Source organism: Microcoleus sp. Pol1C5 (assembly GCF_036701115.1).
Lineage (GTDB): Bacteria > Cyanobacteriota > Cyanobacteriia > Cyanobacteriales > Microcoleaceae > Microcoleus.
On the sequence record NZ_JAUBQE010000006.1, the window covers coordinates 76,631 to 90,552 of the forward strand.

Consider the following 13,922-nt stretch of genomic DNA (forward strand, 5'->3'; position numbering starts at 1 on the left):
ACGGAGTGGGGGGGAGTGGAGGAGTGGAGGAGTGGGGGAATGGGAGAGTGGGTAGAGTGGGGCAGTGGGAGAATGGGAGAGTGGCAAAGCCGGAGATGTGGAAAATCTTCCTCCTTCCCTCTTCCTTCTTCCTTCTTCCCTCTACTTTTTCATGGAATGAGCTTTGTAGAAAGTTTCGAGGCTTTGCTTGTCGCCCACAAACCGCCAGTGCCAAGGCTCATAACTGACGCCTTGGCGATTGTTTTTGGGGAAGGACATTTCAAAGCTGAAGGCGACGGCGTTGGCTTCTAACCACTTGAATGCTTCGGTATTTTCAAAACTGGCACTGAGGTTGTGTTCCGGGGCGCTGCCGTCGCCGATGTCGATCGCATAACCGGTGTGGTGTTCGCTGTAACCTGGAGGGGCACTGACTTCGGCTCGCTTGCTGGCGTTTTGCCTGCGTTCGGCTTTCACGTCAAAAAATACGTGCTGTTGGTCTTGCAGGGAGCGAAAGCCGGATATGGGAGCGAAGTAGATGCCTGATGCCGCTGCGGCGTTGGCCATTTCCTGATATTTTGCTGCTGCTGAGGAGCGGAGTTTGATGCTACCGTCGGGGGTGACGCCTACCAAGTCTTTTGCTGGTGCTTCTGGGTAGGGCAAGTGTCCCAACAGGTTGTCTGGGGTTGCGGGGGCGGTGGCTTTGGGGTTGGTAGCTGGACTCGCGACCGATGCAGACGGCGAACTCACCGGTGCTGGGTTTTGTTGAGTTTGCTCTGCCTGACTGGTGGCTGGGAACAAGTTAAAGTTGAGGTGCAGCCAGATGCTGACCCCACAGGCTAGTGCGGCCAACCCTAGCAGTTTCCAAATCAGCCCTTTTTTCTTAGACTGACTCTGCCCTGCTTCTGGGTATGGATGGTCTCGCACTGCTTCTGGAATTTCGTCGGCGACAAGCTCTGAGGCTTGCGGGGGTTTTCTTGACAGACTAGCGTTATCCAAGCCAGCTCCACTCCTGCACTTCAATAAGGCTCAACGTTACAAATTGTAGACCGATATGGGCGATCGAACAGCTACAATTCGCGCTGAGAATATATCATCTCTTTCTGACCTCGCCCTGTCCCATCCGCCAACTCTCGAATCTGTTGCTTGGGCCCACAGTCGATCGTCCCTGCGAGGCCGAACTGGTTGGCGCTGGTAGCGCTGGTTTATTTTAAGTGTAATTTGTTACTGTTCCACAAAATCCAATAATTCTTCGATCGACACATCAAACGTCCGGGCCAATTTTAGCAGAGCACTGATGTCAGCCATTGCCATACCGGGCGATCGGGCATAACTTTTCAGCGTGCTGTAGTGAATGCCCGATCGAGTGGCAACCTCTGTCAGAGTCCAACCGTTCTCGGCAGCCAACTCTCGAATCCGCAACCTCACCAATCCCCTGCTTGACAAAGGGCAAGTATTGTGAATTTAAGTAATTAGATATTAAAGGGCGATCGTCCCCCGGCCTCAGAAACTGAAGAGCAATCACTTTTTTAGACAGCCTCTCATTATATTTATTTTCTGGGGAAAGAGTGTATTCACGCTTTTTGAGTAGAGTTTTTTTAGCAAACCCCTTAACTTATTTTATTCGTGAGTAGAGCCATCTGGCATAATTGCACCAGTGAGCGTAGCATCTTGAAAGTCCGCTCCCCCTATTTTTGCACCCGTTAAGTTAGCGCCAGATAAGTCTGCATCTGTTAAGTTTGCTGCGCGGATATCTGCTGAAATTAGGTCAGCACCACGCAGTTTTGCAAGATCTAAATATGCTTGTCGCAAATCAGCTTCGGTTAAGTCTGCTGTGGTTAAATCAGCCTCAGATAATTCTGCATCATTCAAGTTAACCTGTCTTAAATTAGCTCGGCTCAAATTAGTGTAATAAAGGTTTGCTCCCTGAAGTTTGGCCCCACTCAAATTCGCATCCCTCAAATCGGAACTATTCAATTGTGCCGAAGTCAAATTAGCTCCTTGTAAATCGGCTCCCATCAAGTTAACCCTGCTCAAGTCCCTACCAGTTAGATCGGCATTTTGCAGCGATACATAAGGAGCAAGTAAATAAGCACCAGCTTTCACAGGATCAAAATCAACAGGAAATAAAGTTGCTTGATTGCAAATCGCTCCTTGAAGCTGAACTCCCTTGAGATTTGCTCCATCAAGATTTGCTTGTAACAGGTCAGTATTGCTCAGATTTGCATTCGTCAAATCAGCATTTCTCATGTCTGCTTCCCTCAAGCATAGCCCGCTTAAGTTAGCTTCAGCCAGGTTTGCAGTTGTGAATTTTGTTGGGTAATCTTGACAGATTTGAGCTCCGCTGAGGTTTACACCATTCAAATCAGCCTCACTGAAATTTGCATTCTCCAGGTTCGCTCCTCTTAAAATTGCCTTCCTTAAATTGGCTTTTTCTAATTTAGCTGAGCATAAATTAGCCTGAGAAAAGTGGGCATTGGCTAAGTTTGCTTGATTCAGATTTGCGCTGGATAAATTAGCCTGAGAAAGGTTAGCATTGGCTAAGTTTGCTTGATTCAGATTGGCATTGACTAAATTAGCCTGAGAAAGGTTGGCATTTACCAAGTTTGCTTGATGCAGATTTGCGCTGGATAAATTAGCCTTAGAAAGGTTAACACCGCATAAATTAGCCTGAGTAAAATTTGTGTTCTTAAAAAAAGCATCTCTCAGATCTGCTACCTTCAAATTTGCCCCCCTAAGATTTACACCTTGCAAATTTGCTCCCTTCAAATTTGCTTTATTCAAATTAGCATTACTCAAATTAATACCACCAGAAGTTAGAAGTTTTCCGCTCAAGTCAGCACCAGCTAAATTAATCCCTGTAAAATCCTTTTCTCCCTCACTGTAACGCCGCAAAAACTCCTCAACACTAACCACAGGTTCCAGACATTCCTCAGACTCATCCTTCACATCCTCACAGCAATCCTCTAAAGCAATATCTTCAGCATCCGCAGCCAATAATTCCAAATAATCTGCTCGTTGATCCAGGTAATCCGAACTCGCTACAAACCGCCTTTCTATCTCGTCCTCGTTTAATACTTCGCTCCTGTCAAATCGCTCAATTAATTGCTTGATGATTTGGTCATCACTTGTGCGAACTCCCACTTCTTTTTCTGCACTTTGGTCGCTGTTAGTCAGAAAATTATGGCTACCCAACATGGCAAAACTAGAATCACAGACTAAAAAGTTTTCGTGAGTTCCCAATAAATAGAGACAAAATTGAGCGGGATATTCGCTGGCTAATTCTTGCAAATCTGCCAAAGCATTGTAGCGCCATCCCTTGCCGATATTTTGCCTGTCTCCCAGATAACCCCACCCAATATTTATCAAACATCCTCGGTTCAAGCAATCCCTAAATTTTTGCAGCAATTCATCATTAATGCTGTTACAATTGAGCCAAGGGCAAACAATAATCAGCCGCTCTTGAGCTAGTGATAGGGCTTCCATCAAGACAGCACGACTGTTAGGACGATCGCATACTAACTGATACTGAAAGTCTGACTTTTGCTTTTCTGTCTCGGTGTCAAGCTCGATCGGTCGATCGGCAATGACAGACATATCGCCATTTCCCAAATCACACGGCTGTTGCAGGGACGCAATTTCAGCAGTCAAAATTTCTAGCATTTGCGGTTCAGGGCGATCGTTAAATCGCTGTTCCTGTGCCTCTAACTGCCTCTTAAGTTTGGCTAGATATTTTTTCAGAATAACTTGCTCTTCTTCAAGCTGCAATACTCTCGTGGCTATTGATACTAAATCTAGTTCGGTTTCTGACATAGTGCTACTCTCAAATCAAAAAGAATTAAAAAGCCATGTTTGGGAAGTTGCCGCCTCATCAAATATTACCAACTTCCGCCAACTCAGCAGCACTAACAGAATCTTTCTCTTCCCCTTGATCCCCTTCATCAACCGCAACAGATAACTTCAATCCCATAGCCTTCAGCCAACTTGCCAAAGCATAAATTGTCGCACTTCCTTCTCCCGACAACAAAACATCTAATTTTTCCAACTGCAATTTAGCATCTTCTGCAGACATATTTGGTTCGCCCAGAGCCTCAAATACATCTCGAAGTGCTTTTCGCATGATTTTTAATTCCAAATCTCCTTCTTCCTCCTCAAAAATCTCTGTAAGATAGCCAGCAGAATATGCCGGATCTTTGAGATTTGAGATTTTATAGGGGTGATAAGGTAAGCTCTTAGGCATTGTCATTGTCTTAACTCCTGTAATCTGTCCAGTATGTTTTAGCCTTGCGGATATCTTGCTCTTGAGTGCTTTTATCCCCGCCTATCAACAAAAGTACAATTGTTTCTTCTACTTGTCCAAAATAGACCCGATAGCCGGGGCCGTAATTTATCCTCAACTCATAGACACCTTCTCCGACTGAGCGATAATCTCCGAAATTTCCAGTCCCAACTCGATCGAGTCGCCGCTCAATCTTAAATTTTGCCTTGAGATCCCGCAGGGAGTCTAACCACTCCGAGAAAGGAACTTTGCCGTCTGGCGTGCTGTAACGCTGAATATCTCTGGGTTGTACTTCCATAAGGTCGATCGTACTTGCACCCTCATCTTAATATCGGCGATCGACCCGTATCCAAGCTTCTTCACCTGGGCCAACTCAAAATTACCGATCGAAAAAAACTCTGCGGTCAGGCGGGGTGTAACGCTCCATTTCCCTCGCTTGCGCTTCCATAATCTTGATTTTAGCGACGATCGCACTCCAATCTGGCAGCCGCGCCCGATCGGCCCTTGACTCCATGCGCTACAATTATTAAGAAATCTTTAGTTAGATCCGTTTAACGTTCCAGACGCATTATGAGTCTTCCCATTCGCAACGTCGCCATCATTGCTCACGTCGATCACGGCAAAACCACCCTTGTGGACGCTCTCCTCAGACAGTCCGGGATCTTCCGCGAAGGGGAAGAAATCCCAGATTGCGTCATGGACTCGAACGACATCGAGCGCGAACGTGGCATTACCATCCTTTCCAAAAACACCGCCGTCAGGTACGGAGAAACCCTGATCAACATCGTCGATACCCCCGGACACGCGGACTTCGGCGGAGAAGTCGAACGAGTTCTCGGCATGGTTGACGGCTGTCTGCTGATCGTAGACGCCAATGAAGGCCCGATGCCACAAACCCGCTTCGTGCTCAAAAAAGCCCTAGAAAAAGGACTGCGCCCGATCGTCTTTGTGAATAAGATCGATCGCGAGCGAGCCGACCCCCACAAAGCCGTCGATAAAGTTTTGGATCTGTTCCTCGAGCTAGGTGCTGACGACGATCAGTGCGAATTTCCCTATCTCTTCGGTTCCGGCTTAAGCGGTTACGCCAAAAAACACCTCGAAGACGAAGGGGTAGATATGAAGCCTCTCTTTGAAGAAATCCTCGACCACGTACCACCCCCCGTCGGCGACCCCAACAAGCCACTACAACTGCAAGTAACCACCTTAGATTACTCAGAATACGTCGGTCGCATCGTCATCGGCCGCATCCACAACGGCACGATTAGAATCGGTCAACAAGCAGTCTTAATCACAGAAAGCGGCGCGCTTGTCAAATCAAAAATTACCAAATTGATGGGCTTTGAAGGCCTGAAGCGGATTGATATCCCAGAATCTTCTGCTGGTAATCTTGTCGCCGTTGCTGGTTTTGCTGATGCGTATATTGGCGAGACAATTACCTGTCCCAACGACCCGCAAGCGCTACCTTTAATTAAAGTAGACGAACCAACTTTGCAGATGACTTTCTCTGTGAACGATTCGCCGTTCTGCGGTCAAGAAGGTAGTTTGGTAACATCGCGGCAAATTCGCGATCGGCTAATGCGAGAACTCCAAACCAACGTCGCCTTGCGCGTCGAAGAAACCGAATCTCCCGACAAATTCCTCGTATCCGGCCGCGGCGAACTCCACCTCGGAATCCTGATCGAAAATATGCGTCGCGAAGGATACGAATTCCAAGTATCTCAACCGCAAGTAATCTTCCGCGAAGTCGGCGGTCGTCCCTGCGAACCCTTTGAATGTTTGGTGTTAGACGTACCCGAAGAAGCAGTCGGCGGCTGTATCGAACGCCTCGGTCAGCGCAAAGCAGAAATGCAAGATATGCACGTCAGCAGCACCGGCCGCACCCAAATCGAATTTTCAGTCCCCGCTCGCGGCTTGATTGGATTCCGAGGCGAGTTCATGCGCTTGACTCGCGGCGCTGGAATTATGAACCACAGCTTCCTCGACTATCGCCCCCTCGGTGGAGAAATTATCGCCCGTCGCAACGGAGTATTGATTTCCTTTGAAGAAGGAATTGCAACTACTTATTCACTGAAAAATGCTGAAGACCGTGGCGTATTTTTCATTACCCCCGGAACCAAGGTTTACAGAGGGATGATTATCGGCGAAAACAACCGAGATGAAGACATGGAGCTGAATATTTGCAAGTCGAAGCAGTTGACAAACCACCGCGCATCTGGCGGTGAAGAATTGGCACAATTGCAAGCGCCAGTCGATATGAGTTTGGAACGCGCTTTGGAGTACATCGGCCAGGATGAATTAGTGGAAGTAACACCGAAATCCATTCGCTTACGGAAGGTTTCTAAGAAGTTGGTAAAACGCTAAAACAAATTGTAGGGTGCGCCGAATAGCACCTTACATTTTATAGGCAAAATATATTGTAGGGTGCGTATTGCGCACCTTATTTTTTATGGCAAAAAACCTGCCAGAACTTAAAAAAATTATATATTATCCAAAGTACATGGCTTTTTGAAGTAATCTTTTGCTGGGAGTCCAATTCTTTCAGCATCTTTATATATCCATAGCAACCAGAAACAATAAGAATGTTTTTTAACCGCAAATAAACACAGATAAACGCAGATAAAACACGATCCGCGTCCATCTGTGTTCATCCGCTAATATCTGCGGTTGCAAAATTCCAATCTAACTAATTGGCTATAATCTATATGGTTGATATCAGAATAATTTGCAAATGACTCAGTTGGTTTTACATAATGGGCTATTTATTTTATTATTGATTTCTATATCATAGTCTGCCTTTTCTGTCAATTGGCAGAGCGGGCTGATGCCGGATCGCGCGATCGACTAACCGCCACAATATGTTTTAATTTATATTTGAGCAAAATCCAAACAAAGCCAGCCATGAGTCCTAAATCAATAGCCGTAATCAACTTCAAAGGCGGTGTCGGAAAGACCACCGTCACTTGGAGTCTGGGAAATATTATATCCCAAGGAACAGACTTAGAAGTCTTGATGTTAGACTTAGATCCGCAAATGTCGCTCACAGAGGCGATCGGACTTAACGAAAATACAGGTCATTTAGATGACAAGTTTGGTAAGTGGTACGAAAAATCCCTCAAGCATAGACTTACAATTTACGACGCTCTAGAAGTCTTTAAAAAAGCCGGACAAAACTTTAAATTTCCCGTTGGTTTCGACACCATTTATCAGATTGACGAACAGTTGCATTTTGTCCCTTCAGTTGAAGAATTGTATTGGTTAGATATCGATGGATTTGAGGGAAAAAGTGTTAAAGACTTCATCCGCAGATTTATCGGCAAAATCGCCAACTCTGCCAATCTCCCCAAATACGACTTAATGCTTTTTGACTGTTCGCCTTCCTTCAGTCTCCTCACCTACAGCGTACTCTCTTGCTGCGACTTAATATTGATTCCCGTCAATCCAGATTATTTTGGTTCTAGGGGATTGAGTTTAGTTTTAAACTCGCTTCAAAAACGGATTGAGCCTTATCCTTTTCCCAAGATTGCAGTGTTTATGAATAAAGCTAAAATCTATGGAGGATTGCTGACAAATGAAGTTCAGTTTTACATGAGAGAAGTAAAGAGACTTTGCGATGAGATATCAAAAGATAATAACATAGAAGTTAGATTTTTAGAATCGACGATTCGCGAAAGCGTCGGGCTAAAACGGGCGATTAATGAGGGTGAACTGCCGCGAGAATTAGTTAGAGAATTTGAAAAACTATGGCGCGAGTGTGAGGAGTATCTGAAATGAGTAAAAAAGAAATTTTGGCTGCTTCCGAACAAGAAAGCGGGGGGTTAGTTGAGGAAATTGGCGAACTTAAGGAGATCTTGCGGGATGTTGCTCGAAAATTAACCCGGCTTGAGACTCAAGTCAAGCGGGGAGTGATTTCTGCTGGCTCAAAAACTTCGGATATTGCCAGGAGTGCTGATGTTAATAAACCTGTTAATTTATCCGCTGCCAATGTTCTAGAAGTTTATGAAGAACTGCGTTTACAAGCTAAGAATGGTAATGAAGAAGAGGTGAGGCAAAAGTTGTTGGCAATGAGTGCAACTGACTTGAACTTGATGTGTTGCGAGTTAGGGATGCCGCCCAGCAGCAAGAATCCGTCCCGCAAAAAAATGTTCGAGTTAATTATTGGCAGAATTAAACAGAGTTTGAGGCTGTCGCGGCATATAGACAGACAAACACTTTAAAAATTAGCAGATGAATCGATAAAATGCGTTTTAACTTGCATTTCCCGCTGCAATATGGAAGAGGCAAGATGCCCGTTCCACAAAAGCCTGTTCCACAAGAGGTGAAGTTGAGTGTGGTGTGGGCATCTTGGCCGCCCCTGAAAAGCTGGTTACAAATTCTGCAACTTTTCAGCTTCCATAAATTATGGCCGATAAGTGCGATCGGCGTATTTTCACTAACACTTTTAATCTGCTTGTTTTTGAGCCTTCACAGCCCTCCCACAACCGCCGCCCAAAAACCAAGGATACTGGCGTTTACTGCCCTCCAAAGGCGCGGCAGCGACGTGAGAAACACTTTATTTGCCCTCAATGCTAGCAGTTCCTCCCGCCGCGAACTTGCACCCAATATAGATGTTAGTCCTACCCTAGTTTGGTCGCCCAACGGGCAGCGACTGGCTTTCGTGAGTGGAGACACCGATATCTATACAGTTAATGCTGACGGTAACCGACTAACTAAACAGTTTGCTGGAGATACTTGCAAAGCAGCTAATTTTAAAATAGCTTGGTTTTCCAATAGTCAGAACTTTATTTTTGCCCGTTCTTGCGACGGTTTTACCTCTGATACTCCGGGTAGTCAATCACTTTATACAAGCGATAGTTCTGGCATCCTAGGAACTAAATTAGTTAGAAATTTGGAAGTAGGAGGATATCCCCCTAAAACAGAAATTTCATCTGAATTTTACATTTCATCCGACGGCCAGCAGGTAGCATTTGTCAAGGATAGAAATATATACAAAATGAATGCCGACGCTTCGGGCATGACCAAACTAACTAAAAGTCCAGGAGAATATGTATCCGGCGGAAGTGAACTTGTTTGGTCGCCCGATCGCACAAAAATTGCTTTCCTGTTCGGCGCTTATCCGAAACAGCAAATTTACACAATTAATGCCGATGGCACTAACATCAAAAATTTGACGAACAACCCGCAAAATGAGGTTTATAACATCAAACTATTTTGGTCGCCAGACAGCAGCCACATTGCTTACTATTACAATAAACCCGGCGATTCATCAGGTGAACAGCAAGATATCTACCTGCTCGACATTAACCGGGGGACAGCCAAGAATCTCACCCAAAAATCCAGAAACTACGGCGAACTTTCGTGGTCGCCTGACGGCAAATTTATTGCTTTCGTCGCCGGAGAGTTCAACAATCAAAAACTCTACACAATCAATGCTGACGGGAACCAGCTAAATCAACTAGCTACCCGGCTAAAACCGTCGGTAATTTCAGAATTAGCTTGGTCTCCTGACACCCAGCAAATTGCTTTTATATTTAATGAAATCCAAGGATACAAAAGCAACTTGTATGTAATTAATCGGGACGGTTCGGCATTGACTAAATTGACAAACGACCAGGATTTGAATGCTAGCCATCCGGTTTGGCAACCGCAGTAAACTTAAAAACCCAAATATACTCTAGGGGTGGATTTTAGCACAGATAAACCCAGAAGGGCGGGCTATCTTTGCACCACCTTGGACCGAAAGCGGGTTACTGAACAAGAAAGAACCAACCAAAATAAACACTCAAAAATATTTTCAAATTGGGGAAGAGGCAATAATTTTTTTCTCCTTTAATGGCTGGTGAACTTGCAATTCATTAGACTCAACTTCCTGGTGTTTTTCATCCTGCACCTGTTTATCAATTTTGGGCAACTTTAAAATCGCCCCAGCTAAAACCCAATAATACACGCACACTGGATCTACATCCAGCGGATAGTATTGAGTATTGATCGTAATAAATGCAACAAACACCCAAAAACTAGCTCCGTAACTCCGCAAACTTTTGTCCTTGACAGATCTGTAAGCTATAAAAGTTAAAAAAGCTAAGTGTAAAAGCATGATCTGAAAACTAATCATTCCCGGATAACCGAGTTCGTATATCAACTTAGGTTGGAAAGTTTCAATTAGCTGCGTGGCACCAAATATTCGCGTTGAATTAGTGGCTCGTCCCACACCTCTACCGAGAGGTTTGTCAATGATAAAATTGTTGCTCTGCTCGAACTGATTAAAGAGAAACTGCTGGGGCGGTGCAGCATTCCAGCGACGAACAAAGCTCTCCCACCGCTGCTCGACAATTCCCGGGTTAATAGCTGCACCGACAAACAGCAGAATCGCCAGTCCTGCACCGACGGGAATAAATCGTTTTAAATTAACTAATTGACCGGTGAGAACTAGCAGGATTGCTGTAGCAACGGGAACCATAACTAAAGCAGCTCTTTGACCGGAAATAACTGCATTGGCAAATACTAATGCCATGCCAAATAAACCGATAACTCTCCACCAGAATGAAGGATCGCAAAAAGCAGAGGCAAAGGTTAAAAAAGCATTAGAAATTAAAAACCACGCCCACTGCCAAGGCGCGACAAAAGTTCCCGGCAAGCGGACCATCTTGACTTCTGGACTGAACACCAAAGAACCGCCGACAAAACATCTGGCTTCCAGCGTTGCTTTATATAATTCTGCTCCGGTCATTCCTCTGGTTCCCGCACACTTTCCACTTTGCAGCAACAGGTACTGAATCAAACCGAGAAGGCAGCAAACGATCGCCAAAACGATGTGCATTCGACTAAAAAATACCAAATCCTTCTTAGTGCGGAGCAGATAATAGGTACAAGCAATCAGCGGTATGTAACCTATCAATACTTTTAAGCCGAGAATTCCTTGCAGAATTGGTTTGTCGCCCGCCCTAGGGTTGAGCTGCATCTCCCCGTTGACAAAAATTAAAGTCAGCATTGCCATCATCAACAGGATGCTGAAGGTAGAAAGCATTTGTTTGGGAATGAACAGGGGCAACTGTTTCTTTTTGCAGCTTTGAATTAGGGCGATGAGAGCTGGTATGTAGAAAGCATCTTTGGCTACTTGAAATGCAGCATTCCCGCCACCAATTGCATAAGTAATTGTACCGCTGAAAGGCAGGTAAATTAGAAAAGTCCACAAAGCTTGGCGGGGGTATTTGTAGGAAAGCAGCAAGATGCCTGCGGCTGTGCCTCCTGCAATAGCAATCTTAGGGCCGGCTAGGAACAACAGGGGGAGGCTGAGAGCAACGGTGACTAAGCAGCTTATGGCGATCGCCTGCACCAATTCATTGCGCTTTTCTGAAATTTTGCGTTTTTGTGCAGCTACTTCTTTTTTGCTGAGCGCTGTTGTTTTTTCGCTGTGCTTGTGTTTGGATTTCTTGGATTTGCGCTTGGTTTTCAGCATATAGCAGAAGGAAGAAGGAAGAAGGAAGAGGGAAGAGGGAAGAAGGAAGAAGGAGGGAAGAAGGAAGAGGGATTTAGTTGCCTAAGAGAGAAAGAAGAAACAATCGACCCCTTATGTTTGTGCAATTAATAACCTCCTCCCGTCACGGCAGTTCCTAAAAATTTTATAAGGCACTTATGTTGAAGGCAGAAGACACTCTGATGTAGAAGGCTGGAGATGTCTAAGGTAGAAGACAGAAGGAATAGAAGCCAAAAGATTTCGGCAGATGTGGTTACTTATTTTTAAAGTCAAGATCGAGAAAAATTCTTGGTCGAGATTGTCGGTGTGACGCGGGCACAAATTAGACAGGCGACCTTGTAAAATATAACTGCTGCATCTATAATGTACAAAAATGTACAAATCTAGAAAAAATAATTTTAATGTAGCGGTGAATATGAAATTAACAAAATTTGTATCGATCGGCATTGCCGTACTTTTAGGAGCAAGCGGGAGCATATTATCTAGCAGCAGTAGAGCATTAGGGGCAGAAAAAGTTGTCCTCACCTTTGGCCCGATCAGACAAGCCATCAATATCAGCGATTTAGAAGACTTTGCTAAAAACGGCACGACGACGCCAACCCTCCAACAAATTATCCGGTTCTCCAAAATGGACGCGCAAATGCTGCGGGGGTTCATGGGTTTAGAAATTGGTTTAAAGCCTGCTAATCTGGCGAGGGTAGTTTACAGCACCCCAGGAGAAAAAATCACTGACGACATCGGTCAAGCAATTCGGACTCAACGCCGCACAGAAAGCGGAAAAGCTCTGCGGGCAGCGGTGATCCTGGCATCCGGGGATGACGGTAAGGTATCGCTGTTAGAAATCCTGAAAAAGTACCCTCTCAAGGAGGTTTACGTAGATGTTGCCAGCCTTCGCACCGCTGTTGGGAAAGTTCAGAGTATAGCCGGAACTCTGCGAAGCCTGCTTCAAGATGTGACGAGATCGACAACTCGCACAAGTGAAACAACTCGCACCGAAAGTCCGATCGAACCTCGCCGCAGCGTGCAGCCAACAACTCCGCCTCCAGCGCCGCGCCGCGCCGCGCCCTTGCCAGCACCCGCACCGCAGCCCGTGACGCCGATCAGAGGGCTTTGGTAAAAAAATCATAAATGTGTCCTAAAGGCGGCTTGAAACGGCTGTTGTGGCATTCTATTGACACTTTTGAGACCAAACCCGCCCCCGACCTACCCCTATCCCAACCCCCAAAAGGGTTAGGACTTTTGTGGAAACTCCCAAAGCAATCAATTTTTCTTTAGCAATTTTTTGAGCAACTTAGGAATTTCTGAAGGTCGAGCCGCCACAGGTATGTCCGCCTCTTCAAAGGCAGCCATTTTGTTTGGGGCCGTAACTCCAAAGGCTTTCTGGGCAGCGGCCCGAGAACTGATCAGGATGCCGGCGTGGCCCAAAGACGGCCCCTTGGGAGCGTAGCGGCCGGCCAGATAAGCAACCACGGGTTTGTCGATCGCCGAAGCGATGTAAGAAGCAGCAGCTTGTTCACTCCAGCCGCCAACTTCCCCCACCAAAACCATCGCTTCGGTACTGTCGTCTTCGTCCAAAATTTGCAGCCACTGCATAAAAGAAGAACCGACAATCGCGTCGCAGCCAATACAAACCGCCATCGACTGTCCCAACCCAGCTTCCGTCAGTTCTAGAGCAACTTCGTAAGTCAAAGTGCTGCTGCGGCTGATCACTCCCACCGGGCCGGGAGTGTAAAATTCCTTGGGGTGAGTTCCCAGCAGGAGTTTATCGGGCACAATAATCCCCGGACTGTTGGGCCCGATTACCAAAGTTTCGGTGGCTTCTGCTTTTCTGACTAAGTGCACCATATCCAGAGGAGGCACTCCCCCAGTAACGATCGCAATTTGCCGAATTCCTCCGGCGATCGCTTCTAAAGCAGCATCCAGCACCGAGTAAGCGTCTACCAAAATTACCGCAGTGTCAACGTGACCCACTGCCGCCACTGCTTGTTCTACCAAATCAAAAATCGGAATTCCCTCCACTTCCAGCCCCCCCCGACCGGGACTAACACCGGCGACTACATTCGTGCCGTATGCTTTCATCATCAGGGCGGCGCGGGTGGACGCGGGAGATTCTGTAATGCCCTGTACTAGGACTTTGCTTTCAGGAGTTAAATTCATTTTTTCCCACTTGACACTCGATCTGTAAAAAGCAGA

At 45.9% G+C, this 13,922-nt stretch carries 14 protein-coding genes; 6 read left to right on the forward strand and 8 right to left on the reverse strand.

Features of this window, described 5'->3' with window-relative positions; all coding sequences use genetic code 11:
- Positions 1–141: 141 nt before the first annotated feature.
- The gene (locus tag QUA23_RS05190) at positions 142–975 is read right to left on the reverse strand and encodes a M15 family metallopeptidase (RefSeq protein WP_333074555.1); all 834 of its coding nucleotides are present in this window, start codon (positions 973–975) and stop codon (positions 142–144) included.
- 55 nt (positions 976–1,030) lie between these two features.
- On the opposite strand from QUA23_RS05190, the gene QUA23_RS05195 reads away from it, so the two are divergent.
- Positions 1,031–1,174: a hypothetical protein gene (locus QUA23_RS05195; RefSeq protein ID WP_333074556.1), complete on the forward strand. Its 144-nt coding sequence runs from the start codon at positions 1,031–1,033 to the stop codon at positions 1,172–1,174.
- A gap of 26 nt (positions 1,175–1,200) precedes the next feature.
- On the opposite strand, the gene QUA23_RS05200 is transcribed toward QUA23_RS05195, so the two are convergent.
- The 5 genes from QUA23_RS05200 to QUA23_RS05220 all read right to left on the reverse strand — a co-directional run bounded on the left by QUA23_RS05200 (position 1,201) and on the right by QUA23_RS05220 (position 4,769).
- Entirely contained in the window at positions 1,201–1,422 is a 222-nt protein-coding gene (locus QUA23_RS05200) for a helix-turn-helix transcriptional regulator (protein ID WP_333074558.1), read from the reverse strand.
- 174 nt (positions 1,423–1,596) lie between these two features.
- A complete protein-coding gene (locus QUA23_RS05205) occupies positions 1,597–3,789 on the reverse strand; it encodes a pentapeptide repeat-containing protein (protein ID WP_333074559.1) in 2,193 nt (730 codons plus the stop codon).
- Positions 3,790–3,847: 58 nt separating this feature from the next.
- On the reverse strand, positions 3,848–4,222 hold the full coding sequence (locus tag QUA23_RS05210) for a transcriptional regulator (protein ID WP_333093827.1): 375 nt from the start codon (positions 4,220–4,222) through the stop codon (positions 3,848–3,850).
- A 4-nt stretch (positions 4,223–4,226) separates the two neighbouring features.
- Entirely contained in the window at positions 4,227–4,553 is a 327-nt protein-coding gene (locus QUA23_RS05215; protein WP_333074561.1) for a type II toxin-antitoxin system RelE/ParE family toxin, read from the reverse strand.
- An 81-nt stretch (positions 4,554–4,634) separates the two neighbouring features.
- A complete protein-coding gene (locus QUA23_RS05220) occupies positions 4,635–4,769 on the reverse strand; it encodes a hypothetical protein (protein ID WP_333074562.1) in 135 nt (44 codons plus the stop codon).
- A gap of 56 nt (positions 4,770–4,825) precedes the next feature.
- Between QUA23_RS05220 and typA the strand changes: the two genes are divergently transcribed.
- From typA to QUA23_RS05240, 4 genes are all read left to right on the forward strand, one after another.
- A complete protein-coding gene (gene typA, locus QUA23_RS05225) occupies positions 4,826–6,616 on the forward strand; it encodes a translational GTPase TypA (RefSeq protein ID WP_333074563.1) in 1,791 nt (596 codons plus the stop codon).
- A gap of 537 nt (positions 6,617–7,153) precedes the next feature.
- On the forward strand, positions 7,154–8,026 hold the full coding sequence (locus tag QUA23_RS05230; protein WP_242725262.1) for a ParA family protein: 873 nt from the start codon (positions 7,154–7,156) through the stop codon (positions 8,024–8,026).
- Positions 8,023–8,469: a hypothetical protein gene (locus tag QUA23_RS05235; RefSeq protein WP_333074565.1), complete on the forward strand. Its 447-nt coding sequence runs from the start codon at positions 8,023–8,025 to the stop codon at positions 8,467–8,469. The genes QUA23_RS05230 and QUA23_RS05235 overlap by 4 nt, the downstream gene beginning before the upstream one ends.
- A 68-nt stretch (positions 8,470–8,537) precedes the next feature.
- The gene (locus QUA23_RS05240; RefSeq protein ID WP_333074566.1) at positions 8,538–9,905 is read left to right on the forward strand and encodes a hypothetical protein; all 1,368 of its coding nucleotides are present in this window, start codon (positions 8,538–8,540) and stop codon (positions 9,903–9,905) included.
- A gap of 141 nt (positions 9,906–10,046) precedes the next feature.
- Here QUA23_RS05240 and hpsL read toward each other — a convergent pair whose 3' ends face one another.
- A complete protein-coding gene (gene hpsL, locus QUA23_RS05245; RefSeq protein ID WP_333074567.1) occupies positions 10,047–11,711 on the reverse strand; it encodes a hormogonium polysaccharide biosynthesis protein HpsL in 1,665 nt (554 codons plus the stop codon).
- Between the two features lie 433 nt (positions 11,712–12,144).
- Between hpsL and QUA23_RS05250 the strand changes: the two genes are divergently transcribed.
- Positions 12,145–12,846 (forward strand): alpha/beta hydrolase, encoded by a 702-nt coding sequence (locus tag QUA23_RS05250; protein WP_333074568.1) that lies wholly within the window; start codon positions 12,145–12,147, stop codon positions 12,844–12,846.
- 143 nt (positions 12,847–12,989) lie between these two features.
- On the opposite strand, the gene QUA23_RS05255 is transcribed toward QUA23_RS05250, so the two are convergent.
- The gene (locus tag QUA23_RS05255) at positions 12,990–13,886 is read right to left on the reverse strand and encodes a succinate--CoA ligase subunit alpha (protein WP_190737145.1); all 897 of its coding nucleotides are present in this window, start codon (positions 13,884–13,886) and stop codon (positions 12,990–12,992) included.
- Positions 13,887–13,922: the final 36 nt, after the last annotated feature.

Bases quoted from the DNA above. Each gene is read 5' to 3' on its own strand.
- QUA23_RS05195 (WP_333074556.1), top strand. From the start codon at position 1,031: ATGGGCGATCGAACAGCTACAATTCGCGCTGAGAATATATCATCTCTT.
- QUA23_RS05205 (WP_333074559.1), bottom strand. From the start codon at position 3,789: ATGTCAGAAACCGAACTAGATTTAGTATCAATAGCCACGAGAGTATTG.
- QUA23_RS05210 (WP_333093827.1), bottom strand. From the start codon at position 4,222: ATGACAATGCCTAAGAGCTTACCTTATCACCCCTATAAAATCTCAAAT.
- QUA23_RS05215 (WP_333074561.1), bottom strand. From the start codon at position 4,553: ATGGAAGTACAACCCAGAGATATTCAGCGTTACAGCACGCCAGACGGC.
- QUA23_RS05220 (WP_333074562.1), bottom strand. From the start codon at position 4,769: ATGGAGTCAAGGGCCGATCGGGCGCGGCTGCCAGATTGGAGTGCGATC.
- typA (WP_333074563.1), top strand. From the start codon at position 4,826: ATGAGTCTTCCCATTCGCAACGTCGCCATCATTGCTCACGTCGATCAC.
- QUA23_RS05230 (WP_242725262.1), top strand. From the start codon at position 7,154: ATGAGTCCTAAATCAATAGCCGTAATCAACTTCAAAGGCGGTGTCGGA.
- QUA23_RS05235 (WP_333074565.1), top strand. From the start codon at position 8,023: ATGAGTAAAAAAGAAATTTTGGCTGCTTCCGAACAAGAAAGCGGGGGG.
- QUA23_RS05240 (WP_333074566.1), top strand. From the start codon at position 8,538: ATGCCCGTTCCACAAAAGCCTGTTCCACAAGAGGTGAAGTTGAGTGTG.
- hpsL (WP_333074567.1), bottom strand. From the start codon at position 11,711: ATGCTGAAAACCAAGCGCAAATCCAAGAAATCCAAACACAAGCACAGC.
- QUA23_RS05250 (WP_333074568.1), top strand. From the start codon at position 12,145: ATGAAATTAACAAAATTTGTATCGATCGGCATTGCCGTACTTTTAGGA.
- QUA23_RS05255 (WP_190737145.1), bottom strand. From the start codon at position 13,886: ATGAATTTAACTCCTGAAAGCAAAGTCCTAGTACAGGGCATTACAGAA.